General features: G+C 69.1%; 24 protein-coding genes. 13 read left to right on the plus strand and 11 right to left on the minus strand.

All coding sequences use genetic code 11. The annotated features are described in order from the left end of the window. Positions 1 to 36 precede the first annotated feature (36 nt). Positions 37 to 852 carry a serine hydrolase domain-containing protein gene (locus tag ABT004_RS08460; RefSeq protein WP_351332817.1) on the minus strand — a complete coding sequence of 272 codons (816 nt, stop codon included), beginning with the start codon at positions 850 to 852 and terminating at the stop codon, positions 37 to 39. A gap of 24 nt (positions 853 to 876) precedes the next feature. Next, a complete protein-coding gene (locus ABT004_RS08465; RefSeq protein WP_351332820.1) occupies positions 877 to 1,344 on the minus strand; it encodes a GNAT family N-acetyltransferase in 468 nt (155 codons plus the stop codon). 96 nt (positions 1,345 to 1,440) lie between these two features. Between ABT004_RS08465 and ABT004_RS08470 the strand changes: the two genes are divergently transcribed. Next, entirely contained in the window at positions 1,441 to 1,914 is a 474-nt protein-coding gene (locus ABT004_RS08470; RefSeq protein ID WP_351332823.1) for a MerR family transcriptional regulator, read from the plus strand. 154 nt (positions 1,915 to 2,068) lie between these two features. Here the strand turns inward: ABT004_RS08470 and ABT004_RS08475 are convergent, their stop codons facing one another. The 7 genes from ABT004_RS08475 to ABT004_RS08505 all read right to left on the minus strand — a co-directional run bounded on the left by ABT004_RS08475 (position 2,069) and on the right by ABT004_RS08505 (position 9,769). Then, positions 2,069 to 3,298, minus strand: a complete 1,230-nt coding sequence (locus ABT004_RS08475) for an acyltransferase family protein (protein ID WP_351332825.1) — start codon at positions 3,296 to 3,298, stop codon at positions 2,069 to 2,071. Continuing rightward, entirely contained in the window at positions 3,295 to 4,425 is a 1,131-nt protein-coding gene (locus tag ABT004_RS08480; RefSeq protein ID WP_351332828.1) for an alpha/beta hydrolase, read from the minus strand. Before ABT004_RS08480 ends, ABT004_RS08475 begins: the two co-directional genes overlap by 4 nt. 152 nt (positions 4,426 to 4,577) lie before the next feature. Beyond that, a complete protein-coding gene (locus ABT004_RS08485; protein ID WP_351332831.1) occupies positions 4,578 to 5,255 on the minus strand; it encodes a response regulator in 678 nt (225 codons plus the stop codon). A 15-nt stretch (positions 5,256 to 5,270) separates the two neighbouring features. Next, entirely contained in the window at positions 5,271 to 6,647 is a 1,377-nt protein-coding gene (locus ABT004_RS08490; protein WP_351332834.1) for a sensor histidine kinase, read from the minus strand. Between the two features lie 130 nt (positions 6,648 to 6,777). Beyond that, positions 6,778 to 7,656 (minus strand): DUF4429 domain-containing protein, encoded by an 879-nt coding sequence (locus ABT004_RS08495; RefSeq protein WP_351332837.1) that lies wholly within the window; start codon positions 7,654 to 7,656, stop codon positions 6,778 to 6,780. A gap of 76 nt (positions 7,657 to 7,732) precedes the next feature. After that, a complete protein-coding gene (locus ABT004_RS08500) occupies positions 7,733 to 8,944 on the minus strand; it encodes an alpha/beta hydrolase (RefSeq protein ID WP_351332840.1) in 1,212 nt (403 codons plus the stop codon). A 183-nt stretch (positions 8,945 to 9,127) separates the two neighbouring features. Then, positions 9,128 to 9,769 (minus strand): TetR/AcrR family transcriptional regulator, encoded by a 642-nt coding sequence (locus ABT004_RS08505; protein ID WP_351332842.1) that lies wholly within the window; start codon positions 9,767 to 9,769, stop codon positions 9,128 to 9,130. Positions 9,770 to 9,879: 110 nt separating this feature from the next. Here ABT004_RS08505 and ABT004_RS08510 point away from each other — a divergent pair, with 110 nt between their 5' ends. The 3 genes from ABT004_RS08510 to ABT004_RS08520 all read left to right on the plus strand — a co-directional run bounded on the left by ABT004_RS08510 (position 9,880) and on the right by ABT004_RS08520 (position 12,495). After that, positions 9,880 to 11,490, plus strand: a complete 1,611-nt coding sequence (locus tag ABT004_RS08510; RefSeq protein WP_351332844.1) for an MFS transporter — start codon at positions 9,880 to 9,882, stop codon at positions 11,488 to 11,490. 215 nt (positions 11,491 to 11,705) lie between these two features. Then, a complete protein-coding gene (locus ABT004_RS08515; protein ID WP_351332847.1) occupies positions 11,706 to 12,080 on the plus strand; it encodes a peptidase inhibitor family I36 protein in 375 nt (124 codons plus the stop codon). A 106-nt stretch (positions 12,081 to 12,186) separates the two neighbouring features. Then, positions 12,187 to 12,495 carry a small hydrophobic protein gene (locus ABT004_RS08520; RefSeq protein WP_451191223.1) on the plus strand — a complete coding sequence of 103 codons (309 nt, stop codon included), beginning with the start codon at positions 12,187 to 12,189 and terminating at the stop codon, positions 12,493 to 12,495. Between the two features lie 126 nt (positions 12,496 to 12,621). Here ABT004_RS08520 and aceE read toward each other — a convergent pair whose 3' ends face one another. Further along, the gene (gene aceE, locus ABT004_RS08525) at positions 12,622 to 15,369 is read right to left on the minus strand and encodes a pyruvate dehydrogenase (acetyl-transferring), homodimeric type (RefSeq protein WP_351332852.1); all 2,748 of its coding nucleotides are present in this window, start codon (positions 15,367 to 15,369) and stop codon (positions 12,622 to 12,624) included. A 434-nt stretch (positions 15,370 to 15,803) separates the two neighbouring features. Here aceE and ABT004_RS08530 point away from each other — a divergent pair, with 434 nt between their 5' ends. The 6 genes from ABT004_RS08530 to ABT004_RS08555 all read left to right on the plus strand — a co-directional run bounded on the left by ABT004_RS08530 (position 15,804) and on the right by ABT004_RS08555 (position 20,416). Continuing rightward, complete coding sequence (locus ABT004_RS08530) at positions 15,804 to 16,235, plus strand: DUF3052 domain-containing protein (RefSeq protein WP_266720038.1); 432 nt, start codon at positions 15,804 to 15,806, stop codon at positions 16,233 to 16,235. A gap of 170 nt (positions 16,236 to 16,405) precedes the next feature. Continuing rightward, complete coding sequence (locus ABT004_RS08535) at positions 16,406 to 16,864, plus strand: peroxiredoxin (RefSeq protein ID WP_351332855.1); 459 nt, start codon at positions 16,406 to 16,408, stop codon at positions 16,862 to 16,864. Positions 16,865 to 16,996: 132 nt separating this feature from the next. After that, on the plus strand, positions 16,997 to 17,572 hold the full coding sequence (locus ABT004_RS08540; RefSeq protein WP_351332858.1) for a TerD family protein: 576 nt from the start codon (positions 16,997 to 16,999) through the stop codon (positions 17,570 to 17,572). 103 nt (positions 17,573 to 17,675) lie between these two features. Beyond that, positions 17,676 to 18,251: a TerD family protein gene (locus ABT004_RS08545; protein ID WP_351332861.1), complete on the plus strand. Its 576-nt coding sequence runs from the start codon at positions 17,676 to 17,678 to the stop codon at positions 18,249 to 18,251. 159 nt (positions 18,252 to 18,410) lie between these two features. Then, positions 18,411 to 19,559 (plus strand): DUF475 domain-containing protein, encoded by a 1,149-nt coding sequence (locus tag ABT004_RS08550; protein WP_351332864.1) that lies wholly within the window; start codon positions 18,411 to 18,413, stop codon positions 19,557 to 19,559. 113 nt (positions 19,560 to 19,672) lie between these two features. After that, the gene (locus tag ABT004_RS08555) at positions 19,673 to 20,416 is read left to right on the plus strand and encodes a TerD family protein (protein ID WP_351332866.1); all 744 of its coding nucleotides are present in this window, start codon (positions 19,673 to 19,675) and stop codon (positions 20,414 to 20,416) included. Here the strand turns inward: ABT004_RS08555 and ABT004_RS08560 are convergent. Beyond that, positions 20,403 to 21,239: a TerD family protein gene (locus tag ABT004_RS08560; protein ID WP_351332869.1), complete on the minus strand. Its 837-nt coding sequence runs from the start codon at positions 21,237 to 21,239 to the stop codon at positions 20,403 to 20,405. The genes ABT004_RS08555 and ABT004_RS08560 overlap by 14 nt on opposite strands. 220 nt (positions 21,240 to 21,459) lie before the next feature. Here ABT004_RS08560 and ABT004_RS08565 point away from each other — a divergent pair, with 220 nt between their 5' ends. The 3 genes from ABT004_RS08565 (at position 21,460) to ABT004_RS08575 (ending at position 25,948) form a co-directional block, all read left to right on the plus strand. After that, positions 21,460 to 22,632 (plus strand): HpcH/HpaI aldolase/citrate lyase family protein, encoded by a 1,173-nt coding sequence (locus ABT004_RS08565; protein ID WP_351332872.1) that lies wholly within the window; start codon positions 21,460 to 21,462, stop codon positions 22,630 to 22,632. A gap of 116 nt (positions 22,633 to 22,748) precedes the next feature. Then, positions 22,749 to 25,145, plus strand: coding sequence for a phosphoribosyltransferase (locus ABT004_RS08570; protein WP_351332881.1), 2,397 nt, complete (start codon positions 22,749 to 22,751; stop codon positions 25,143 to 25,145). Beyond that, positions 25,142 to 25,948 carry an HAD family hydrolase gene (locus ABT004_RS08575; RefSeq protein WP_351332874.1) on the plus strand — a complete coding sequence of 269 codons (807 nt, stop codon included), beginning with the start codon at positions 25,142 to 25,144 and terminating at the stop codon, positions 25,946 to 25,948. Before ABT004_RS08570 ends, ABT004_RS08575 begins: the two co-directional genes overlap by 4 nt. The last annotated feature ends 197 nt before the right edge of the window (positions 25,949 to 26,145 follow it).

Consider the following 26,145-nt stretch of genomic DNA (forward strand, 5'->3'; position numbering starts at 1 on the left):
GCGCGAGGTGCCCGAGCCGAGGCGCCCGGTCCGCGGTCAGATCTCCGCGAGCACCGCGTCGGTGAACGGCGGCCACACCTCGGCCGCCCACGGCCCGAACGCCCTGTCCGTCAGAGCCACACAGGCCACCCCGGCATCTGGGTCCACCCACAGGAACGTGCCCGACTGCCCGAAGTGCCCGAACGTCCGCGGCGACGACGAACTCCCCGTCCAGTGGGGCGACTTGTGGCCCCGGATCTCGAAGCCAAGGCCCCAGTCGTTCGGGTTCTGGTGCCCGTACCCCGGAAGCACGCCATTCGTGCCCGGGTACTGCACGGTCATCGCCTCGGCCACGGTCCGCGGGTCGAGCAACCGAGGCGCCTGCACCTCGGCGGCGAACCGCACCAGGTCGTCCACCGTCGACACACCGTCTTTGGCGGGCGATCCGTCGAGCGCCGTCGCCGTCATCCCCAGCGGTTCGAGCACGGCCTGGCGCAGGTACTCGCCGAACGGAATGTCCGTCGCCTTCGCGATGTGGTCCCCGAGCACCTCGAAGCCCGCGTTCGAGTACAGCCGCCGGGTTCCCGGCTCCGACGTCGTCCTGTGCTCGTCGAAGGCGAGCCCGCTGGTGTGGGCCAGCAGATGCCGGACCGTCGAGCCCTCGGGCCCGGCCGGGTCCTCGAGCTCGATCGCCCCTTCCTCGTACGCGACCAGTGCCGCGTAGGCCGCGAGCGGCTTGGTGACCGAGGCCAGCGGGAAACGGTGGGCCGTGGGACCCCAGGTCCCCAGTACCGTGCCGTCCGCACGGACGACGGCTGCTGCGGCGGTCGGTACCGGCCAGTTCTCGATCAACGCGAGGCTCTGCATGCCCACGAGCCTAATTCCTCGCCGAAGTCGTCACAGAGTCAGCCTCATCGCGGGCGCGGGAGTGCGAGCGAATCCGAGGGAGGAGTACAGCGGCTCACCCTCGGCGGAGGCGTGCAGGTCGATGCGGCGCACGGCCCGCTCCTTGAACCAGGCCAGCAGCGCATCCATGCAGGCCCGCGAGTAGCCGCGGCGCCGGTACGCCGGATCGGTGCAGACATTGAAGACGTGCCCCGAAGTGCCCTCCGGGTTTCCGGGGCTGCCCAGGCTGAGGTTGACCGTGCCGGTCACACAGGCCGCGAGCGCGCCTGGAACATCCGGCGCCTCGACCACGAACGCCGCCAACGGGCCACCCTCGTCGGCCAGATGGGACCGCAGGGCCCGCGCCGTGTACGGCTGCCACTCCACGTCGTCGCTCGGTCTCATCGCGTCGAGCATGATCTTGCGCAGGCGGACCAGTTCCTCGGCGTCGGCAGGCGTGGCGCGGCGTACGGCAGTCATGGCCCGCACCGTAGCCGGACCGTATTCGAGGTGTCGTCCCGATATTTGTTTGCCGTGCTTGCTTGGAGTGCACTCCAAGGTTCTAGCGTGGGGGCCATGACGGTGATGGAGACCACGCCCCGGTCCCGCGCAGCGACCCGGAAGACCGACAACTGCGCCTCGGCGCCACCCTCGCACCCCCGCCCGGAGGGGCAGGACCACTACACCATCAGCGAGGTCGTCGCCCTCACCGGACTGACCGCCCACACCTTGCGCTGGTACGAGCGGATCGGCCTGATGCCCGACGTCGACCGCTCGCACACCGGGCAGCGCCGCTACAGCAACCGTGACCTGGACTGGCTGGCGCTCGTCGGCAAGCTACGGCTCACCGGGATGCCGGTGGCCGACATGGTGCGCTACGCCGAGCTCGTGCGCCAGGGTGAGCAGACCTTCGACGAGCGCAGGGAACTGCTCGAAGCGACCCGCCGTGATGTCCTGAACCGGGTGGCGGAGCTGCAGGACACTTTGGCCGTGCTGGACTACAAGATCGACTTCTATGCGGGCGCCCGCCCGGCGCCGGAGAGCGCGTGAACCGCATGCGCAGCCCGGAGCGGACGCCGCGGGCCGGCGGGCGGGCGAGCAGCGGCGCATTCTCACTGTTGAGTTGAGAAGCAACGGGCCCGTGGTGGGCTGATAAACCTCGGCTAGTTGGGGACGGCCTGGGCCTGTGGGCCACCGGTGCTGCTCACGCCAGCCCCAGCGCGAACACCGCGAACCCGGCGGCGAGCAGTCCTGCCAGCGCCCGCCGCCCCCGACTCACCCGCTTCCACGGTGACTCGAAGCCCCGCGCATAGCGTCCTATCAGGACGAGCAAGGTCGCGATCAGCGGCAGCCACGCAAGGCGGACCGCTATCCAGGCGAGCGTGTCCGGTGCCGTCGTGAGGCCCGGTATCGCGCCGGCGAACGAGCCGGGTATCGCCGCCACGAGCAGCGCCGTCTGGTGCCAGCACAGGATGGTCATCGCCGACAGGTTGATGACCACGACCGGTGCCCACAGGGCTGGCCGGCGCAGCAGCTTGCCCAGGCGGTCCCGCACCAGAATCGCCGCGCCGCTCTGTGCGGCCGCGAGGGCGAGGACCAACAGCGACGGCGGGTGCGAGTTCGTCCGTGCCTCGCCAGGTACCCCGACCATCGACGCCGGGTAGTGGAAGAGCAGCAACAAGGCCGCGAACAGAGCCGTTCCACCGGCGAGCAGTGCCCAGGCCCCCCGCTTGCCGAGCCTCTTCTCACCCCAGCAGACACCGAGTTGGTAGGCGAACATCCAGCCCGGAAGGAGATTGAGCAGGCTCAACCACGACGGCATGGCCGAGGAGAAGGGGCCGTATCGGAGGAAGTCGACGACGGCGACCGATCCGATCAGTGGGACCGCGGACCAGGCGCCGAGTCTGTGCGCCGCCTTGATGCACCACGGTGTGAGCGCGGTGATCACGGTGTAGATGCCGACGAACCACAGGGGCTGTATCACCAGGGTGGAAGCTGTGCGCAACGTCGCCATGGGCACCCCGAGGACGTACAGCAGAGGGGCCATCGCGGCCCATACCGCGGTCACACCCAGCACGGGCCGGCCCAGCCGGGCGAGCCTGCCTCGCAGCCAGCCGGCCGTCGACGTGCCACGCTCCCGCGCCCGACGGAACGACAGGACCGACGCGTATCCGCCGACGAGGAAGAAGACCCCGAGCATCTGCAACACCCAACTGAGCGGCGCGAAGAAGCCGAAGCTGCTCAGCGGGCTCGCATTGTGCAGGGCTCCCTGTGGGTCCAGCGTGAAGCCGGCGAGCAGCCAGTGGCCGGTGGGCACGGCGAGCAGAGCCAACGCCCGCAGCCCGTCCACCGCCCGGTCCCGGTGCGCCGGGGTCTTCGCGTCGATCGAGGTGACGGCGGAGGAAAGGGAGGCGCGGAGAGAGGTGGGGGTCATGACGCAGCTCCGGTGGCGATGTCGGCGAAGGCGCGCAGCGAGTCCGTGCCCGGCGCGAAGTAGCCCGTATGTCCCTGTGCTCGCTCGGCAGGCACCCGGTGGGCTCCGAAGGACGCGTCCGTCGGGTCGGTTCCGTGCCCAAGACCGAACAGCTCGACGTTCGGCACCTTGCCGATCCAGTCGCTGTCGTCGCGGGCCGCCCACACCCTGGCGCGGGTGTGCAGTTCGGTCACCGTGTCGGCATGCAGTCCGGGCGAACCGAAGACCACAAGGTCCGCTGCGGGAAGCCGGGACGCGGCGAGCCCGCACACCACTGACCCGTAGCTGTGGCAGAAGACGACCGGTTTCGGGGCGCCCGCCGCGGTGAGGCCCTGTGTGAAGCGGGCCAGCCTGGGGGCTCCCGCCTCGGCCAGCCGGCCGGTGGCCGCGTCCGGGCCCAGACCCACCGGAGTGGTGTATCCCGCCCACGCCACCACGGCCGTCTGCCCACCCGTCGCCCGGTGCAGCGAGCGCGCCATCCCGGTCGGCGTTCCGTACACGTCCCTGGCCCGGTCGAACGTGCCCAGGTCGATATCGGAACCCGGCACGATCACGGAGACATGCCGAGCCGCCTCCAGGTCCCCGTAGACCTCGGCGACCTGGCCACGCCCACGAGGATCGAAGGCGAGTATCCGGCGGTCCTGCGCGAGCAGTTGGGAGCAGCGGTCGGCGAGCGCGCGCGCCGAGGTCCGCTGTCGCTCGGTGAGTGTCCGGTTCGCGGCGTCGGCGCGGGCCCGGTCCTGCGCGGCCCGCAGCGACAGCGCGTTCGCCTGGTACCGCAGAGCGATCGGCGCTCCGTCCAGATTGCCGACGACCGACGGGTGTCGCGTGACCAGATCGTGCTGTTCCGACCCGCTCAACCCGCGGAAGAAGAAAGCGACTTGCGAGGGCTTGGCCCTCGCGGGGTCAGGCAGTCCGCGGCCCAGCGAATCGTCCGCACGCCACGAAGCGGTGCCCGGGGGAGGGCCGGTGAGCGGGCGCTGCTCCTGGCCCGATGCCCAACCCGCCGTGCCGGACACGGCGATTGCCGTGAGCGCGGCGGCTGCCACGGCACGACGGCCGCGTTGTTTCCATGAGCTCAGGCCCATCGCCCGTCTCCCCTTCGTCCAGTGGTGTGACGAGGGGAAGGTAAGAGGACGGACGCGGCCTGGGCGTCACACTGTGGAGCCAACTAGCAGTTGATACCTGGGTACTCAGGCCAATACCGCAGTAGGGGGTCGGGCGTCTCAGGAGTGGCGGTTCACTGTCCGCCGGGTGCGACCAGACCCGATTCATACGCGAAGATCACGGCCTGCGCCCGGTCGCGGAGACCCAACTTCGCCAGCACCCGGCCGATATGGGTCTTCACCGTCTGCTCGGCCAGCACCAATTTCTGCGCGATCTCCTGGTTGGACAGCCCGCGCGCGATCAGCTCGAGAACCTCGGCCTCACGCGGCGTCAGGCTCTTCAGCAGCGGAGAGTGGCTCTTGCGCTGTGCGGGGCGGGTCTTGGCGAAGTCCGCGATGAGACGCTTGGTGACCGTCGGAGCGAGCAGTGCCTCACCGGCTGCGATCACACGAACCGCGGCGATCAGATCGGCCGGTGGCGCGTCCTTGAGCAGAAACCCGGACGCGCCCGCCCACAGAGCGGCGTACACATAGTCGTCGACGTCGAACGTGGTGAGCATCAGCACCTTCGGCCGGTGCACCACGCCGGGAGGTGGATCCAGCAGCTCCTTGGTCGCGGCCAGCCCATCCATCTCGGGCATTCGCACATCCATGAGGACGACATCGGGATGCGTGGAGCGGCTCACCTGGACACCCTCCCTGCCGTCCGGGGCCTCGCCCACGACGTCGATGTCGCTCTGCGCGTTGAGCAGCGCGGCGAAACCCGCCCGCACCATGCTCTGGTCGTCGACGATGATCACGCGGATGGTCATGCGTGCCGAATTCCTTTACGCCGTCGGGGAGTCGGGCACGCTCAACGGGAGCAGGGCCGCGACACGGAAACCTCCGTCGGGCAGCGGGCCCACGTCCAGCGTCCCGCCGACCAACCGTACGCGCTCGTTCATCCCTATCAGTCCGTGCCCGGTACCGGCGGTCGACTCGACAGGCGACACCGGCTCCGCCGCCGGCCCGTTGACCACGACCACCAGGAGGGCGTCGCCGTCGAGGCCGATGGAGACCTGAGTCCGCGCACCCGGAGCGTGCCGCACCACGTTCGACAACGCCTCCTGCACGATGCGGTACGCGGAGAGGTCCACCGCCGGGGGCACCTGGACCAGTTCCCCGACGAGAGTCAGCTCCGGATAGGACAGTTCGGCAGGCACCCCGCCTCGTACAGTCGCCTCGACCAGTTGGCGCAGGTGCGCGAGGCCGGGCTGCGGCAGCAGGTCACCTTGCGTCTCCTCACTGCGCAGGACCGCGAGGAGACGGCGCATCTCGGTCAGCGACGCGCGTGCACCCGTGGCGATCGACTCGAACTCCTCGCGCGCCTCGCCGGGCAGGTCCTGCAGCCGGTAGGGCGCGGAGTCCGCCTGCACGGTGATCACCGACATGTGGTGGGCGACGACGTCGTGCAGCTCGCGCGCGATCCTGGCCCGCTCCTCGAGCAGTGTTCTGCGGGTCCGCTCGGCCTCGCTGATCGTCTCCTGTACGACGAGCTTGCGTCTGGTCTCGCCGCGCTCCCGCAGCAGGGCTCCCAGGAGCAGCACCCCACCGCTCAGGACGATGAGGAGTACTCCCGTGTCCTGGCTGGTGCTGTCGCGGAACATGCCGACCACGATGCTGGCGGCGACGGTCACCAGCCAGATGTTGACGAGAGTGCGACGACTCTCTCGCAGAGCAAGCGCGATGCACAGCACCAGGTACCCGACGACCACCATGGGTGTCCACGGCGACGGATGGTGAGCGTCCCCCTGGAAGACCGGGATCGTGCCCAGCACGGCCGCGGTGATCATGATGTACCAGGCGGCCAGAGGCCGGCTCACCGCGAGGACCAGGGGAGCGGACTGTGCCACGCCGATCGCCGCGGCGAGGCCACCGCTGACCCCGTAGTCGTTCGCCAGGACCTGGGTCGTGACCGGAATCAGCGACGCGGTGAAGCCCAGCGCGACCAGATAGGGCAGCAGCCGCATCCAACGGCGCGGCGCGTGCGCCAGCAGGGGCTCCGACCGGTCGTCGCCCAGGGCCGCGGTCAGCGTCGCCCCGGCCGAGGCCAGCCGGTCGCCCAGCCGACGCACTGCCCCGGTCACGCGCCGAGAGCCCGCCCGGCCGGAACCGTCGTCCGGTGGGCGGGGCGTCTTCTCGGGGGATGGCGGTGCAGTGCTCATGGCCAGATCAGCGTAGACACCCGGGGTCGATCGCGCCGTCATACTGGAGTGCTCAACCGCACCCCCTACCCAGGTATGAGAGAACCGGCGGTCGGGCGTGTCCCCGGCGCCGGGCCGCGCGGCCCGGCCGTCACAGCTCGGCGAGCAGCTCGGCCTTCTTCGACGTGAATTCCAAGTCGGTCACCAGACCGGCCTGGTGCAGCTCTCCCAGGTGTCGGATGCGGTCGGCGATGTCCGCAGGGTCGCGCCTTCCGGGACCCGCCGACTCGGTACACAAAGTCCCGCCCTGCTGCGGCGTGGGGCCGGACGCGCGCACGGCCGCCAGCACCGAGGCGGCGAACGGCAGCGACTCGTGCACCGGGCCGTAGCCAAGACCGAAGACGACCGCGGCCGGATCCTGGTCCGCCTGACCAGGCTGCTCGCCGGAAGCGTCCCGGGGCAGCAGGCGCAGATGGCCCTCGAAGAGTTCGGGCGAGCGCCATTCGACGCCGCTCAGGTCCGAGATCGGGAACGTCTTGTCCCCGGCCTTCCACTTCGCGGAGGACGCACCGGTCCAGAACCAGCGGAATGCCACCGCGTCGCCGTCGAAGGTCGCCTTCCCGTCGTAGGCCTTGAACTGGCGGGGCGGCTCGGGAGGAGCCACCAGATAGCTCTCCGGACGCATGTCCTCATGGTCGGAGAGCTTCGCCCGCAGCTCGTCGGTGTAGTACTCGCCGAGCGTCTCCCGCTCCGCGGGCAGCACGAGGCGGTACGGGTCGCTCCCCTCCTTGAGCTGACCCGCGGCAGCGTCCATCAGAGGGTCCGCGCCCGGCCGCGGCACCGCGTGCAGCACGACGGTCCCGCGTTTCCCAGGCGTCAGGGTCACCGCCGCGACCGCTTCCAGAGGGATGCGGCGTTCGCCCAGCGCCTGAAGGAGCTTCGGCGTGCGGATCCCCCGTTCGAAGCGGATGAGCACGGAGTCGGACTCGAACTCCCAGGCGGCATGAAATCCGGCCAGTACGTCACCCATGTGGCTCATCGTAGGCGGAGCGCGCGTGTCCGTCGCCTATCGCGGCAGACCGCTGTTTCAGCACTTTCTACGCGCGTCAGGCGGAGACGTTCCCGGAGAAACCGTCCAGGCAGCCCTGACCTCCGCCGGCACAGTGCACTGTCTTGTACCCGCCGGTGCCGATGTCGGCGAAGTTGGCGAGGCTCTCGGTGCCCGGCACGAAGTAGCCGGTATGGCCCTTGGAATCCCCTGCCGCCATGACGCGCGCGCCGAAAGCGGAGGAGACGGGGTCGGCTCCATGACCGAGACCGCCCACCTCCATGTAGGGAATGTCCTGGATCCAGTCGTCCTTGTCGCGGGTGGCCCACACGCGCGCGTGCGTGTCCAGGCCCGCCGCACTCTGGGCGCGCATGCCCGGACTGCCCGCCACCGCGATGTCGCTGACCCGCCCCGGCATGTGGTGCGCCGCGACGCCGCACACCACCGAGCCGTAGCTGTGGCAGTACAGGGCGACGGAGGACCGGCCGGGCAGACCGCGCAGCATGGCGTTGAGCCGGACCGCTCCGTCCTCGGCGCGCATCGCCGTGGCGGCGTCCACGCCCAGGCCGGCCGGCGCGGTGTAGTCGGCCCACGCGACAACCGCGGTACGTGTGTGCGGACTGGCGCTGCGCTCGGCGCCGTACAGCGAGCGCGCCATGCCCACGGGCGCCGAGTACTGGCGCGATGTGCGTTCGAAGGTGAGCACGTTCGTGTCGACACCGGGCACCACGACGGACACCCGCTGGGCCTTGCCGAGGTCACCGAAGACCTCGGCGACCCGGCCGCCGCCCATGGGGTCGAAGGAGAGGATCTTACGATCGGGCCTCGCCAGGGATGTGAACCTCTTCATGCGCTTTTTCGCGTCGGCGTGACCGACGGACGACAACCGGTTGTCGTACATACGCCTGTGCTCGACCCGGCGGGCCTGGTCGAGTGCGACGTGGTTGGCGCGATATCGCAGCTCTGTAGGGGCGCCGTTCATGTTGCCGACCGCGAGCGGATACCGGGCGGCGAGCTCGCCGCGCTGGTGCGCGCTCAACGAGCCGAAGAAATGCGCGAGGCGGGTGGGGGAACCGTCGTGCGCGGGCAAGGCATGTCCATTTATCCGGCCGTGCTCCCAAGAGGTGAGCGCGGTCTGGAGCGGAGATGTGACGCCTCGCTGATGACGCACCGCGGTCCAGCCGGTGGTGGCCAGCATGACGAACACGACGGCCAGCGCAAGCAGTGCGCGCCAGACGTTGAGTTGGGGAGAGGTATCGAAGGAAGTCACTGCGGGACACCCTAGGAGAAGCGCGTGCGGCACCGTGAATGAGGTGAGCCGGATCACGTTTCCCCTGGTGTATTTGGGTAGAACCGGACACGGCTGCAGTGATGGCCTCACGCTACGTAGGGGCAGGAAACGCCTTTCGCGCGCGTGGGTGCGACTCATCTCACCCTGCCGTCTTCGTGTCGATCATTCCTGGTCGCGGCGCCATTGCCCGGCCAGTGAAGGCCTCAAGTGATCCAGGTACGACTCGGTGAGCGCGCGGATCGATTCGATGCTCCCGTCGTCTCCCGCACCCCACAGGCGTCCGGTCATCCGCATGACGCCACCGAACGCGGCGACGGCCACGCGCGGGCGCGGGTCGCTGTCCACGTCGAGGCTTTCGCGATCGGCGACCACGCGCGCGAGTTCCTCTTCCAGCTCGATGGAGCGGCGCAAGTGAACCGCGAGCAAGGAGGGGGTCGACTCGATCATCTGGTAGGTGCGCATGTGGAGTTCGAGGGGGATGAGCTCCTCGACTACGCGGCTCATCGCATCCCAAGTGCCGAGCACGGTCTGCCGCAGCGCCTCGAACGGGCTTTCCCCTGAGGGGCGTTCGCGCAGCGCGGCGAGGAAGCGGCACTCCACCGTCTGCTGCACCGCGAGCGCGACCTCCTCCTTGTTCGCGAAATACCGGAAGAACGTGCGCTGGGACACCTCGCAGGCCTCGGTGATCTCGTCGACCGTCGTCCGATCGAACCCCTGGGTCGTGAAGAGCTCAAGTGCGGTGCGCAACAAGGAGTTTCGGGTGCGTTGCTTCTTGAGTTCACGCAGGTTGATTCGATCCGTCATGGTCCTCTTTCTTGCCGTTTGTGCAGCTCACCATAGTGTGAGCGACGTGACAGTTACTGACTTGTTAAATAGTTCGTCAACTGTCAGTGGCTGTCATTAGCCTCGAACACATGACTAGTCAGACCACTGTCGACAAGGCGGATCGGGTTCCGGAGCCCGAGCACGTCCCGGCACCGGCCAAGGGGCTGCGCGGGCACCCCTGGTTGACACTTTTCTCCGTCGCGATCGGCGTCATGATGGTCGCCCTGGACGGCACCATCGTCGCCATCGCCAACCCGACTATTAAGAAGGACCTCGGCGCGAGCTTCGCCGACGTTCAGTGGATCACCAACGGCTACTTCCTCGCTCTCGCGGTCGCGCTGATCACCGCGGGCAAGCTCGGTGACCGATTCGGCCACCGACAGACCTTCCTCATAGGTGTCGTCGGCTTCGCCGCCGCGTCGGGGGCCATCGGCCTGTCCGACAGCATCGCCCTCGTCATCACGTTCCGCGTGCTCCAGGGCCTGTTCGGGGCACTGCTCATGCCTGCCGCCCTCGGCCTGCTGCGCGCCACGTTCCCCGCCGAGAAACTGAACATGGCGATCGGCATCTGGGGCATGGTCATCGGCGCCTCGACCGCCGGCGGCCCGATCGTCGGCGGGCTGCTCGTCGAGCACGTCAGCTGGCAGTCGGTCTTCTTCATCAACGTCCCCATCGGCGTTCTCGCCCTTGCCCTGGGGCTCTTCATCCTCCTTGACCACCGCGCCGAGAACGCGCCGCGGTCCTTCGACGTCCTCGGCATCGTGCTGCTGTCCGGCGCGATGTTCTGCCTGGTCTGGGCGCTCATCAAGGCCCCGACATGGGGCTGGGGCGACGGTATGACCTGGACGTTCATCGCCGGTTCGGTGCTGTGCTTCGTGGTGTTCGCGCTCTGGGAGACCCGCGTCGCCGAACCACTCATCCCGATGGCCCTGTTCCGGTCCGTGCCGTTGTCGGCCGGTGTGGTGCTGATGGTGCTCATGGCCATCGCCTTCATGGGCGGGCTGTTCTTCGTCACGTTCTACCTCCAGAACGTGCACGGCATGAGCCCGGTCGAGAGCGGCATGCACCTGCTTCCGCTGACCGGCATGATGATCGTCGGCTCGCCGTTGGCGGGCGCGATGATCACGAAGTTCGGCCCTCGCGTCCCGCTCGCCGGTGGCATGACGCTCACCGCCGCCGCCATGTACGGGATGTCCACGCTGGAAGCGGGGACGGGCAGCGGGATCATGTCCCTCTGGTTCGCCCTGCTCGGTCTTGGGCTCGCGCCCGTGATGGTCGGAGCGACCGAAGTCATCGTGGGCAACGCCCCGTTGGAGCTCTCCGGCGTGGCCGGCGGACTCCAGCAGGCCGCGATGCAGATCGGCGGCAGCCTCGGCACCGCCGTGCTCGGTGCCGTCATGGCGTCCAAGGTCGACAGCGACCTCGCCGGGAACTGGACGGGCGCCGGGCTCCCGCCGCTCACGCACGGGCAGCTGGGCCAGGCGGCGGAGGCGGTCCAGGTCGGTGTCGCGCCGGTGCCTCCGGGCGCCCCGCCTGCGCTCGCCGAGAAGATCACAGGCGTCGCGCAGGACACCTTCATCTCGGGCATGAGCGCGGCCTGCCTGGTCGCCGCGGGCGTCGCCGTCGTCGCCATCCTCGTCGCGCTGCTGACCAAGCGCGGGGAGAACGCGGAGGCGGGCGCGGGCGCAGCGCACATCTGACGGCCGACCACCGGCCCGGATCGCGTGTAACCCGCTTTTATGGCGTGCGAAACCGCTCGTGCGAGGGAAGCCCCCGGGAACTATCCGGGGGCTTTCGCTTATCAGGGTGACGTCCCTCGGCAGCTCTTCCCGGAACCAGATCTTCCGGGCCAGAGTGTCTGGCAAGCGATCAGTCGCGACCGCAACTGGTCGACACGACACGGGGGTTGAAGAACATGCGTACATTCATGACCACGGCTGCCGCCGCTACCGCGCTCGCCGCGGTGGCACTCACTCCTGGCCTCGCCACCGCGGCGGCGCCACCGACCTTGGGCGACTGCGCGGCGGGGGAGCTGTGTCTCTGGGGCAAGAGCGGGTTCAAGGGGTCCAGGCACGCCTATGAGCTGGCCGATATCGACATCGAAAGCTGCATCGCGCTGCCGGAGGGGAGCAGCGCGACGTCCCTCGCCAACCGCACCGGCCGTCCCGTCACCACCTATCAATCCGCGGTGTGCGCGGAGACCGGTGAGTTCCAGACGTACCCCGGCAGCGGGACATGGGAGCCCGAATCCCCGTACCGGGCCCGGGCGTTCAAGGTCTGGGAGCAATAGGGGGTCGGCGGGAACCGTGGAGTACGGCGCGCGATAGACCGCGGCAAGCGGGGTACCCGAAGCATCGCCCGAGTCCGGAAGAACCGGAAAATCTCAGGGAGTGATGATGGCGGGCTTCGGACACACCACGCGCAAGCACCCCCGCTCACGTGGCCGCGTAGGGTCACGGACCGGGCCGGACCGCGCGTCGCTCGGAATCATCGGCCTCATCTGCGCGATCGCCGGCTTCTTCACCCTGGGGATCGTGCTCGGACCGGTCGCCGTCGTCTGCGGCTGGCTGGCCATGGGCCGTCGCTGGACCGGCACACAGTCGGTACCCGCACTCGTCGCGGTCGTGCTCGGCGCGATCGACATTCTCCTCGCGATCGTCTGGCTGGCCTCTGCGGCCGGGCCGCTCGCGGGCGGAGCGTTCTGAGCGAACCGGGACATGCCGGAGGGCGGCGAGGCCGAAGCTCTCGCCGCCCTCCGCCCAGTATCCGGTGAGGCCCTCACCAGCCAGGTAACGACCGGTCCAGGTAACCACCGGTCAGGCAGTCACCGCTCAGGCGTCGCCCCCGGCCGTGCCGGGATCGGCGGCCGAGACTTCGAGCAGCTGGTAGCGGTCGATCGCCTGCTTGAGGACCGAGCGGTCGACCTTGCCCTCCCGCGCCAGCTCTGTGAGCACCCCGAGCACAACCGATTGGGCATCGATGTGGAAGAAACGACGCGCGGCGCCTCGTGTGTCCGCGAAACCGAAACCGTCCGCACCAAGGGACTGGTACGTGCCGGGCACCCAGCGCGCGATCTGGTCGGGGACGGAGCGCATCCAGTCGGAGACGGCGACGAACGGCCCCTGCGCGCCGGACAGCTTCTGCGTGACGTAGGGCGTGCGCTGCTCCTCTTCTGGGTGCAGCAGGTTGTGGCGCTCTACTTCCACCGCCTCGCGGCGCAGTTCGTTCCACGACGTCGCGGACCAGACGTCGGCCCGTACGTTCCAGTCCTGGGCGAGGATCTGCTGCGCCTCGATCGCCCACGGGACGCCGACGCCCGACGCCAGGATCTGGGCGGGGATCGAGCCCGAAGTCCCGGTGCTGATGCGGTGGATGCCCTTGAGGATGCCCTCGACGTCGACATCGGCCGGTTCGGCGGGGTGCTGGATCGGCTCGTTGTAGACGGTCAGGTAGTAGAAGACGTCCTCGCCCGCCTTGCCGTCGGCGGTCGGGCCGTACATCCGGCGCAGCCCCTCCTTGACGATGTACGCGATCTCGTAGGCATACGCCGGGTCGTAGGCCACGCAGGCGGGGTTGGTCGAAGCGAGCAGCTGCGAGTGCCCGTCCGCGTGCTGGAGGCCCTCGCCGGTCAGCGTCGTGCGGCCGGCGGTCGCACCGAGGACGAAGCCACGCGCCAGCTGGTCGCCCATCTGCCAGAACTGGTCGCCGGTGCGCTGGAAACCGAACATCGAGTAGAAGACATAGACCGGGATCAGCGGCTCGCCGTGGGTCGCGTAGGCGGAGCCGGCGGCGATCAGGGACGCCGTGCAGCCGGCCTCCGAGATGCCGTCGTGCAACATCTGGCCGGTGGCCGACTCCTTGTAGGCGAGCAGGAGTTCACGGTCGACGGACTCGTACTGCTGGCCGAGCGGGTTGTAGATCTTCGCGCTCGGGAAGAAGGAGTCCATGCCGAAGGTGCGGTACTCATCGGGAGCGATCAGCACGAAGCGCTTGCCGATCTCCTTGTCCCGCATCAGGTCCTTGAGCAGCCGGACGAAGGCCATCGTGGTGGCGATCGACTGCTGCCCGGAGCCCTTCTTGACGCCCGCGTAGGCCTTGTCGTCCGGGAGCTGGAGGGGCTTCGCGCGCACGACGCGGGTCGGGACGTACCCGTCCAGCGCCTTGCGGCGGTCGTGCATGTACTGGATCTCCGCGGAGTCCCGGCCGGGGTGGTAGTACGGCGGGGCGCCGCTCTCCAACTGCGCGTCGGTGATCGGGATGTGCAGCCGGTCGCGGAAGCCCTTGAGGTCGTCGACCGTCAGCTTCTTCATCTGGTGCGTGGCGTTGCGGCCCTCGAAGTTCGGCCCGAGGGTCCAGCCCTTGACCGTCTGCGCCAGGATGACCGTCGGCTGCCCCTTGTGCTCCCGGGCGGCCGTGAACGCGGCGAAGATCTTCTTGTGGTCGTGGCCGCCGCGGCCCAGGTGCTGGATCTCCTTGTCGGTCATGTTCTCGACCATCGTGCGCAGGCGGTGGTCGTCGCCGAAGAAGTGCTCGCGGATGTAGTCGCCGGTCTCCGTGGCGTACGTCTGGAACTGGCCGTCGGGCGTCGTATTCAGCCTGTTGACCAGGACGCCGTCCCGGTCCTGCGCGAGCAGCGGGTCCCAACTGCGGTCCCAGACCAGCTTGATGACGTTCCAGCCGGCGCCGCGGAACTGGGACTCGAGCTCCTGGATGATCTTGCCGTTGCCGCGCACCGGGCCGTCGAGGCGCTGCAGATTGCAGTTGACGACGAAGGTGAGGTTGTCGAGGCCCTCACGGGCGGCGATGGAGAGCTGGCCGAGGGACTCGGGCTCGTCCATCTCGCCGTCGCCGAGGAAGGCCCACACCTGCGACTTGGAGGTGTCGGCGATGCCGCGGGCCTCCATGTAGCGGTTCATCCGCGCCTGGAAGATCGCGCCCAGCGGGCCGAGGCCCATGGAGACCGTGGGGAACTCCCAGAAGTCCGGCATGAGGCGCGGGTGCGGGTACGAGGACAGTCCGTTGGGCGCCTTCGACTTCTCCTGGCGGAAGCCGTCGAGCTGCTCCTCGCTGAGCCGGTCCAGGAGATAGGCGCGGGCGTAGATGCCCGGAGAGGCATGGCCCTGGAAGAAGACCTGGTCGCCGCCGTCGCCCTCGTCCTTGCCGCGGAAGAAGTGGTTGAAGCCCACGTCGTACAGCGACGCGGAGGAGGCGAAGGTGGCGATGTGGCCGCCGACGCCGATGCCGGGCCGCTGAGCGCGGGACACCATCACCGCCGCGTTCCACCGCGTCGCGTTGAGGACCTTGCGCTCGATGTCCTCGTTGCCGGGGAAGAAGGGTTCGTCCTTGGTGGCGATCGTGTTGATGTAGTCCGTGCTGCGCATCTCGGGCACGGCCACGCGCTTCTCGCGGGCCCGCTCGATCAGCCGGAGCATCAGGTACCGGGCCCGCTCGCGGCCGCGCTCGTCGATTGCGGCGTCAAGGGAGTCGAGCCACTCCTGGGTCTCCTCGGGATCGAAGTCCGGGACCTGGCTGGGAAGACCGCCAATGATGATCGGGTTGCGATCGGATCCGGAAACCACGCTGTTCCTTCACTGTCGGTGATGCCTCTGTTGCACCGTCGGGTGCGCCGTTGTCCATCGTGTACCTCGAATTCGGAATCGTCATCTCTACCGAGAGGTAATTCGAGGTCCGGCCCACATCCCGCCATCCGTCGCGCTCAAATCGCCACGATACGCCGATTTCGCTCAGGCGTTCCGAGGGGGTGGCGTGGGCCCCGGTCGCGCTCGGTGCTCGGGCAGTGACGGGCAAAGCTGACAGATCGCTGTGGCGCAGATCACTGGACGGCGGGGATCCTTGACGGGAGTTGCGGCGACACAGCCTGGAAAGTCACCGTTTCGGCGGTCTTGATGGCCGGGTACTTGCGCGATCCGTCGCGCACGTGTGGACTACGGCCAACGCTTCGCGCGTACGCGAGGCTGTAGACAACTTCGTAAACACGATCAGGAGGCAATCCGTGAGCGCGACCGCGGACCACGCGGAAACGAACCTTGCCGTGAGGCTGGGTTTCCAGACCGACCAGGTGGTCCAGGAGATCGGCTACGACGACGACGTCGATCAGGAGCTCCGAGAGACCATCGAGGCGGCCATCGGCTCCGAGCTCGTCGACGAGGACTACGACGACGTGGCTGACGCCGTGGTGCTCTGGTTCCGTGATGACGACGGGGACCTTACTGATGCGCTGGTGGACGCCATCGCTTACATGGAGGAAGGCGGCTCCATCCTGCTTCTGACGCCGAAGACCGGCCGCGACGGTTACGTCGAGGCCAGTGAGATCGGCGAAGCCGCCACCACGGCGGGCCTGACCGCGAGCAAGAGCGTCAGCGCGGGTAAGGACTGGACCGCAAGCCGTCTGGCCACGCCGAAGGCAGCCGCCAAGAAGCGATAGCAGCCGGAACGGAACGAGAACCCTTGTGAGGGCCCCCGCAGGTGCGCCACAGCGCCCGCGGGGGCCCTCACGCATGACCGCACGCCCCGCGCCGCCCTGCTCGGCAGTGCCCGAACGTGGCCAACTAGGCTGAAGCCACCCGAACAGCCCCACGGAAGGGAAGCTTCACCATGGCGATCGAGGCCGGCACCAAGGCTCCGGAGATCGAGCTCAAGAACCAGCACGGTGAGACCGTGAAGCTCTCGGACTTCCGGGGCGAGAAGAACGTGGTGCTGCTCTTCTACCCGTTCGCCTTCACCGGCGTGTGCACCGGGGAACTGTGCGCGCTGCGTGACGAGTTGCCGAAGTTCGTCAACGACGACGTGCAGCTGCTCGCCGTATCGAACGACTCCCCGTTCTCGCTGCGTGTCTTCGCCGAGCAGGAGGGCCTTGAGTACCCGCTCCTGAGCGACTTCTGGCCGCACGGCGAGGCCTCGCGCGCGTACGGCGTCTTCGACGAGGAGAAGGGCTGCGCGGTGCGTGGCACGTTCATCATCGACAAGGAGGGCGTGGTCCGCTGGACCATCGTCAACGGTCTCCCCGACGCGCGTGACCTGAACGAGTACGTCAAGGCGATCGACGCCCTGTAGGGCGAGCCGTCGACGGACGACACCCTGCTGGATCCCTCGCCGGGGCGGGAACCCCTTACTAGGATCCAGACGTTGATCCGATACAAGAGCAGCACGGGGGCTCCCCGCCCCTAGGGACCATAGGGAGGAATCGTGGGAGTCAGCCTCAGCAAGGGTGGCAACGTATCGCTGAGCAAGGAGGCCCCTGGCCTCACGGCAGTCGTCGTGGGCCTCGGGTGGGACGTCCGTACCACTACCGGTACGGACTTCGACCTTGACGCGAGCGCCATCCTGACGAACGCCGAGGGCAAGGTTCGCAACGACCAGGACTTCGTGTTCTTCAACAACCTGAAGAGCGCGGACGGCTCGGTCGAGCACACCGGTGACAACACCACCGGTGAGGGCGAGGGCGACGACGAGCAGGTCAAGGTCGACCTCGCTTCGGTTCCGGCCGATGTCGACAAGATCGTGTTCCCGGTGTCGATCTACGACGCCGAGAGCCGTCAGCAGTCCTTCGGCCAGGTGCGCAACGCGTTCATCCGCGTCGTGAACCAGGCGGGCGGCGCCGAGATCGCCCGTTACGACCTCTCCGAGGACGCCTCCACGGAGACCGCGATGGTCTTCGGCGAGCTGTACCGCAGCGGGGCGGAGTGGAAGTTCCGCGCTGTCGGCCAGGGCTACGCCTCGGGCCTGCGCGGCATCGCGCAGGACTTCGGCGTCAACGTCTGAGCCGAAGCACCGCAGCACGTTCATCCCGTCCGGCGCCGCACCTCCAGTGCGGCGCCGGACGCGCTCGACCACAGCATCACCACACCTCGGGGAGGACACGATCATGGGCGTCACGCTCGCCAAGGGAGGCAATGTCTCCCTCTCCAAGGCCGCACCGAACCTCACACAGATCCTGGTCGGGCTCGGATGGGACGCGCGCTCCACCACCGGCGCGGACTTCGACCTCGACGCCAGCGCGCTGCTCTGCAGCGATGGCCGGGTCATGGGCGACGAGTGGTTCATCTTCTACAACCAGCTCAAGAGCCCGGACGGTTCGGTCGAGCACACGGGAGACAACCTCACCGGCGAGGGTGAGGGCGACGACGAGTCGCTCCTGGTCGACCTCTCCAAGGTGCCGGCCGGCTGCGACAAGATCATTTTCCCCGTCTCCATCCATGACGCGGACAACAGGAGCCAGACCTTCGGCCAGGTCAGCAACGCGTTCATCCGCGTCGTGAACCAGGCGGACGGTCAGGAGCTCGCCCGTTACGACCTCTCCGAGGACGCTTCCACCGAGACGGCCATGATCTTTGGCGAGGTGTACCGATACGGAGGAGAGTGGAAGTTCCGGGCAGTGGGCCAGGGGTACGCGTCAGGGCTCAGGGGTATCGCTCTAGACTTCGGAGTCAACGTTTCCTAAAGCGTTCTCCTGGTGAGGTTCAAGCTCGGGCGGTTCCGGGGTTCTCCTGCTGGGGGCCCGGGGCCACCTCCCGGGAGAATGCAGTGTTAAGCCGTGCGCGGAGCGGGGGAGCCCCGTACAACCAGCACGGGGAAACCCGTTCACATGATGGGGTAGCCAGTGCTTCTGAAAACCTTCGGCTGGTCGTTCGCGATCACCGTGCTCGGCTTGATCGCCGCGGTGTTCTACGGCGGATGGGAGGCCTTCGGGGTCGTCTTGATCCTTGTGATCCTGGAGATCTCGCTGTCCTTCGACAACGCCGTGGTCAACGCCGGAATCCTGAAGAAGATGAGCGCCTTCTGGCAGAAGATCTTCCTCACGGTCGGTGTGCTGATCGCCGTCTTCGGCATGCGGCTCGTCTTCCCCGTCGTCATCGTCGCCATCAGCGCCAAGCTGGGCCCGATCGAGGCGGTCGACCTCGCGTTCAACCAGCCCGACCGCTACCAGCAGCTGGTCACGGACGCGCACCCGTCCATCGCCGCCTTCGGTGGCATGTTCCTGTTCATGATTTTCCTCGACTTCATCTTCGAGGAGCGCGACATCAAGTGGCTGGGCTGGCTCGAGCGCCCGCTCGCCAAGCTCGGCAAGGTCGACATGCTGTCGGTCTGCGTCGCCCTGATCGTGCTGCTCATCGCCTCCATGACGGTCGCGGTCCACGCGCACCAGCACGGCGGCGTACACGCGGACAAGCAGGCCACCGTGCTGCTCGCGGGCGTCGCGGGTCTCATCACGTATCTCGTGGTGAACGGTCTGTCGGGCTTCTTCGAGCACCGTCTCGAGGAAGAGGAGGAGCGCGAGCACGAGGCCGAGGAGAAGGCCAAGCGCGAGGGCAAGCCGCAGTCGGCGGCGGTGATGGTCGGCAAGGCCGCGTTCTTCATGTTCCTCTACCTCGAGGTCCTCGACGCGTCCTTCTCCTTCGACGGTGTGGTCGGCGCCTTCGCGATCACCAACGACATCGTGATGATGGCCCTCGGCCTCGGCATTGGCGCCATGTACGTCCGTTCGCTCACGGTCTACCTGGTCCGCCAGGGCACCCTGGACGACTACGTGTACCTGGAGCACGGCGCGCACTACGCGATCGGCGCGCTCGCCGTGCTCCTCCTGGTCACCATCCAGTACCAGATCAGCGAGCTCATCACGGGCCTGATCGGCGTCGTGCTGATCGCCTGGTCGTTCCTGTCCTCGGTGCGGCGCAACAAGCGGATCGCGGCCGAGGAGGGCGGCTCCTCCGGGAGTTCGGACAAGGCCGAGGTGTCATCAGGAGTCTGATTCACGGGTTTGACCCCTGGGGTATTCCTGGAACGCTGTGAGCGGGGCGGTTGTACGAGGACAAGTCCTCAGCGGCCGCCCCGTCGGCATGTACGGCGGCACTTGGGGGCGGTATGTCCTTCTGGGACAGGGTATGGCGCGGGAACTCCGCGCAGTTCGAGTTCGATTCGGGCAGCGCGGCGACCAACGCCATCGAACTCACCAAGCGACATCCGGTCGTCTCGCTCTCCAAGCAGGGCGCGGCCACCGGCAATCTGCGCATCAATTTGTCGTGGCGGATGCGGACTTCGGACATCGGCGGTCCCAAGCGGAACAGCCTGATGCGGCATCCGTTCAGCATGTTCAAGCCCGATGTGGTGCAGGCACACACCCAGTCGATGGTCAATGTGGACCTCGACCTCGGCTGCCTGTACGAGCTGAAGGACGGTTCGAAGGGGGTCGTGCAGCCTCTCGGCAGCTTCTTCGGGGCGCTCAACGAGCCGCCGTACGTGAAGCTCAGCGGCGACGACCGGTTCGGCTCGGGGTCCGGTGAGACCGTCTACGTCAACCTCGATCACCGCGACGACATCAAGCGCCTGCTGGTGTTCGTCTACATCTACGACCAGACGCCGGCCTTCGACCGTACGCACGCCCACGTGACGCTGTACCCGAGCAACGGCCCCCGGATCGAGATCAGCCTCGACGAGCGGGCGCCGCAGGCCCGTTCGTGCGCCGTGGTCTCCATCGAGAACGTGAAGGGCGACTTCGTCGTACGACGCGAGGTGCGCTTCGTGTACGGGTTCCAGGCCGAGCTCGATCGCCTGTACGGGTGGGGCCTGCAGTGGGGCCGGGGCTACAAGTCCGTCACCGGCCGGTGAACTGCGGCCCCTGCGGCGGCAGCTTGAAGGCCGGGTCGGGCCACGCCGACACCGGCTGCGGGTACCCGTACGCGGGCGGCTGCTGCTGCGTGGCGGCCGCCGACGGGTAGCCGTACGCGGGCGGCTGCTGGGGCGGCAGCGGGAACGCCGCCGCCACGACCGGCGCCGCCTCGGGCATCGGGCCGGGAGCCGCGAGGGGCGGCGCGGGTTCGGCGGCCGGGGCGGCTGCGGCGGGCACGGCCTCGGGCCCGGCGGCAGCAGCGGCCTCGGCGGATGATTCGTCGACCGAGATACCGAAGTCCGTCGCGAGGCCCACCAGGCCGTCGGAGTAGCCCTCGCCGACCGCGCGCAGCCGCCAGCCGTCACCGCGCCGGTACAGCTCGCCGCAGATCAACGCGGTCTCGGCGCCGGTCTCCGGCTTGATGTCGAAGTACGCGATCGGCTCGGCGCCCTCGGCCCCGGCGTCGTAGAGGGACAGCCGCAGCGACCGAACGGTCTCGAAGGGGGTCGCGTCCGGGTCCGTGGACGCCGTTACGAGGATCCGGGTGATCTCCGCGGGAATGCCGGAGAGGTCCGCCTGGACGGTGTCCGTCATGCCGTCGGCGGCGCGCTTCTGGCCGAGCCGCCAGACCTTCCCCGAGGGGTGGCGCGGCTGGTTGTAGAAGACGAAGTCCTCGTCGGACCGGACCTGTCCGTCCGCGGCGAGCAGCAGCGCCGAGGCGTCGACGGCCGGCACGCCCTGCCCCGGGGACCAGCGGAGCACGGCGCGCACCGCTGTGGAGTCGAGCGGGACGTTCGCCCCCTTGAGCATCGCGTGCGTCATGCCGTCATCCTGCCTCCCCGCTGGCGGCCGGGACAACGCGGGGTGCAAAGATCGACATCTCTGTGCGCAGGCATCGCCCGCCGCGTGCGGGGCGGGAGAACAGCGCGCGACACGCGCCGGTTACCAGAACTTCATTACGGTCGGGAACCTTTGACACGCCCTTGTACGTACTATTACCGGCCACATCATTCCGGGTGGACCGGCAGTGCGGGGGAGTTTTATGCGTCATTTCGGGCACATCGCCCCTGAGGTGCGGGAGCGTCTGTTCCACGAGGAGCCGCGGGACTTCACCGCGGACTCCCCGCCCCGCATGCTCGCGGCGGCACTCGGGGCGACGCTCTACAGTCCGGCGACCCGCCCGCAGCTCGCGGCCGACGTGCTCAAGCAGGCCGGGCACGGCGTCGCCTCCATGGTGCTGTGCCTCGAGGACTCGATACACGACGGCGAGGTGCCGGGCGCCGAGGAGAACCTGGTGCGGCAGCTCACCGAGCTCGCGCGCAGGGACACCGAGGGGGCCGAGCCGCCCCTGCTCTTCATCCGGGTACGGACCCCGGAGCAGATCACCGATCTCGCGGCGCGGCTCGGCCCCGCCGTGGGAATGCTGTCCGGATTCGTGCTGCCGAAGTTCACCGAGGAGCGGGGCGTTCCGTTCCTGGAGGCACTCACCGCCGCCGAGGCGACCACAGGGCGGCGACTTTTCGCCATGCCTGTCCTGGAATCGCCCGACCTGCTGCACTTGGAGACGCGCGGCGAGACGCTGGCCGGCATCGCCCGCACCGTCGACAAGTACCGCGAGCGGGTGCTCGCGCTGCGCCTCGGCGTCACCGACTTCTGCTCGGCGTACGGGCTGCGCAGGCCGGCGGACATGACGGCGTACGACGTCCAGATCGTGGCCTCCGTCATCGGCGACGTGGTCAACCTGCTGGGCCGGGCGGACGGCACGGGGTTCACGGTGACCGGGCCCGTCTGGGAGTACTTCCGCCACCAGGAGCGCATGTTCAAGCCGCAGCTGCGCCGCAGCCCCTTCCTGGAGGGGCGGGCCGACGACCTGCGGCAGGCGCTCATCCAGCGCGACATGGACGGGCTGCTGCGCGAGATCGAGCTGGACCGGGCCAACGGACTGCTCGGCAAGACCTGCATCCACCCCACGCACGTGCTGCCCGTGCACGCGCTCTCCGTCGTGAGCCACGAGGAGTACAGCGACGCCTGCGACATACTGCGGCCCGAGCGGGACGGTGGCGGTGTGCTCCGGTCCGCGTACACGAACAAGATGAACGAGGTGAAGCCGCACCGCGCGTGGGCCGAGCGGACGCTGCGGCGTGCGGAGGCGTTCGGGGTGGCGCGGGAGGACGTGGGGTTCGTGGAGCTGCTGACGGCCGGGTTGCCGGGATGAGTGACGAGGAGATCCGGGCTTTCGGGGTGCGTGAACCAGGGGTGCGTGAATTCGGGGTGCGTGCAGAGGTGAGACCGGCTTTCGGGACGCGTGAAGAGGCGAGAGGCAGCGGGAACGTGGTGTGGTCGGGGGAGTGGGTCGCCGAGCGGCTCGGGGTCGAGCTGACGGGCGAGCGGGAGCTGTCCGGGATGCTGGGGCTCGCGCTGCGGCGCAACCCCAAGCGCGCGCACCTGCTGGTGTCGAACGTGCTGGGCAAGCACGTCCCGCAGCGTCCATCGGTGGTGTGGGGTTCGGGGCGCGCCCTCGGCGTACGCGTACGGGAACTGCTGGGCGACGACGCGGCGCGCCGCGCAATCGTCCTCGGCTACGCCGAGACGGCGACGGGGCTCGGGCACTCGGTCGCCGACGGCCTCGCGCTCGCGACCTACCTGCACTCCACCCGCAGGCCTGTCGAGGGCGTGGCCCGCGCGGGCGGCTTCGAGGAGTCCCACTCGCACGCCACCTCGCACCTGCTGCTGCCCGAGGACCCGCGCCTGCTCGCGGGGGACGGCCCGCTGGTCCTCGTCGACGACGAGTTCTCCACGGGGAACACGGTCCTGAACACCATCCGGGCGCTGCACGAACTGCACGCGCGGGGGCACTACGTCATCGTCGCGCTCGTCGACATGCGCTCGCCGGGCGACCAGGGGCGGCTCGAGGAGTTCGCGCGCGAGATCGGGGCGCGGGTCGACCTGGTGGTCACGGCACGCGGCGCGGTGCGGCTGCCGGACGGGGTACTCGAGAAGGGGCAGGCGCTCGTCGCCGCGCACGAGGGCGAGCGGCTTCCCGCGCCCCGCCGTGAGCGTGCCGAGCTCGTACGCATCGACGACCTCGGCTGGCCGCGGGGCCTGCCGGACGGCGGACGGCACGGATTCACACCGGAGCACCGGGAGCGCCTCGAAGCGGCACTGCCCGACATGGCCGCGCGCCTCGCGCCGCACCTCGGCGAGGGACGCGTACTCGTCCTCGGCAACGAGGAGTTGATGTACGCGCCACTGCGCCTCGCCACCGAACTGGAGGCGGCGGGCGCCGACGTCGCGTACTCCACCACGACCCGCTCACCCGCCCTCGCCGTCGACGACCCCGGTTACGCGATCCGCAGCCGCCTCGTCTTCCCGGCGCACGACACGCCGGCGGACGGGCCGGGGGAGCGGTTCGCGTACAACGTCGCGGGCGGCGGCTTCGACACGGTCGTCGTCGTGCTCGACTCGGTGGGCGACACGGCCGAACTCGCAGGCCCAGGCGGCCTGTTGGAGCGGGTCGCCGAGTACGCGTCGCGGGTGGTCGTGGCCGTGGTGCCGTCGTACGTTCCTCAGGAAAGGTCCTCCATGCCGTTGCCCGAGCCGCTGCGCGGCCCCGCGTTCTCCTCGTACGCGCCGGACGAGGTGGGGTGGCTGCTCCAGGACCTGTCGGACGTACAGCTGGAGGCGCCGACCGAGGAACGCGAGGAGGCCATTCAGGGCGGGGGCGCGCACTACGCGGAGTCGCTGCCCGTCGAGTACCAGCCCAACGCCCAGTACCAGGAGTTGTTCCACGCGGCCCTCGAGGCGTCCGCGGGGCGAATAGCCCACGCGGTGGGTGTGGTCACCGAGACGGTGCTCGCCGAGCGCTCACCGCGCCCGGTCCTCGTGTCGCTCGCGCGCGCCGGGACGCCGGTGGGGGTGCTGATGCGGCGCTGGGCGCTGCGGCGGCACGGCCTTGAACTGCCGCACTACGCGGTGTCGATCGTGCGCGGCCGTGGCATCGACGCGAACGCCCTGCGCTGGCTCGCCGCACACCACGATCCGGCGGATGTCGTGTTCGTCGACGGGTGGACGGGCAAGGGGGCCATCACGCGCGAACTCGCGGCCGCGGTCGCCGAGTTCGATGGCTTTGACCCGGAGATCGCCGTGCTCGCCGACCCGGGCTCGTGCGTGCGCACGTACGGGACGCGGGAGGACTTCCTCATCCCGTCGGCCTGCCTCAACTCCACGGTGTCCGGGCTGATTTCGCGGACGGTGCTGCGCTCCGATCTGGTCGGTCCCGACGACTTCCACGGGGCGAAGTTCTACTCCGAGCTGGCCGGCTCGGACGTCTCGGAGAGGTTCCTCGACGCGGTGGAGGAGCGGTTCGCGGAGGTCACCGAGTCGGTCGACGCCGAGGTCAAGGAGTTGCAGGGGGCCGACAGGGCGCCCACGTGGGAGGGCTGGGCGGCCGTCGAGCGGATCAGCGAGGAGTACGGGATCCGCGACGTGAACCTGGTGAAGCCCGGGGTCGGCGAGACGACGCGGGTGCTGCTGCGGCGGGTGCCGTGGAAGATCCTGGCGCGGGCGGACGCCGGGGCGGACCTCGACCATGTGCGTCTGCTGGCGGAGCAGCGTGGGGTACCGGTCGAGGTGGTGGGCGAACTCCCGTACACCTGCGTCGGGTTGATCCATCCGAAGTTCACGCGCGGGGCGACGGGGACGGACGGCAAGGCGGTGGCGGCCAAGTGACCACGCCCGTTGTCGTCGCGAGCGATCTCGACCGTACGCTCATCTACTCCGCCGGTGCGCTCGGCCTGACGATGCCCGACGCCGAGGCGCCGCGGCTGCTGTGCGTCGAGGTGTACGAGGGCAGACCTCTGTCGTACGTCACCGAGGACGCCGCCGAGATGCTGGTCGAGCTGGGGCGGCGCGCGGTGTTCGTGCCCACGACCACGCGCACGCGGGAGCAGTACGCGCGCGTGCGCCTGCCGGGGGCGGCGCCGACGTACGCGATCTGTGCGAACGGTGGGCACCTGCTGGTCGACGGGGTGTCGGATCCGGAGTGGCGGCGTGCGGTCGGGGAGCGGCTCGACTCGGAGTGCGCGCCGCTCGGGGAGGTGCGCGAGCGGATGGTCGCCGCGGCGGATCCGGCGTGGCTGCTGAAGGAGCGGGTCGCGGAGGACCTGTTCGCGTACCTGGTCGTCGACCGGGCGGCGCTGCCGGAGGGGTGGGTCAAGGAGCTCGGGGAGTGGGCCGACGGGATCGGCTGGGGTGTGTCGCTCCAGGGGCGGAAGGTGTACGCCGTGCCGAAGCCGTTGACCAAGGGGGCGGCGGTTTCGGAGGTTGCGCGGAGGGTCGGGGCGGGGTTGACGCTGGGGGCGGGGGATTCGTTGCTCGACGCGGATCTGCTCCGCGTGGTGGATCGGGGGTGGCGGCCGGGGCACGGGGAGTTGGCGGATGTGGGGTGGGTGTCGCCCGGGGTGACGGTGCTTGCCGAGCGGGGGGTTTTGGCGGGGGAGGCGGTGTTGCGGGGGTTCCTCGGGGCGGTGTGATGTGCGGGCGGCGACGGGTTTTTGGGGCCGTGCCGGGGTCGGCGCCTGTCGTTTCCGTTGCGCGGCACCGCTACGGGGCTCCGCCCCGGACCCCGCTGCTCAACCGCCGCAGGGGCTTGATCGGGTGCCCCATTTCAAGCCCCGCCGGCGATTGAGGCGCGGGGTCCGGGGCGGAGCCCCGTGGCGTGGGAGCCGGG

Origin of the sequence: Streptomyces sp. NPDC002790 (genome assembly GCF_040295505.1) — a bacterium.
Lineage (GTDB): Bacteria > Actinomycetota > Actinomycetes > Streptomycetales > Streptomycetaceae > Streptomyces.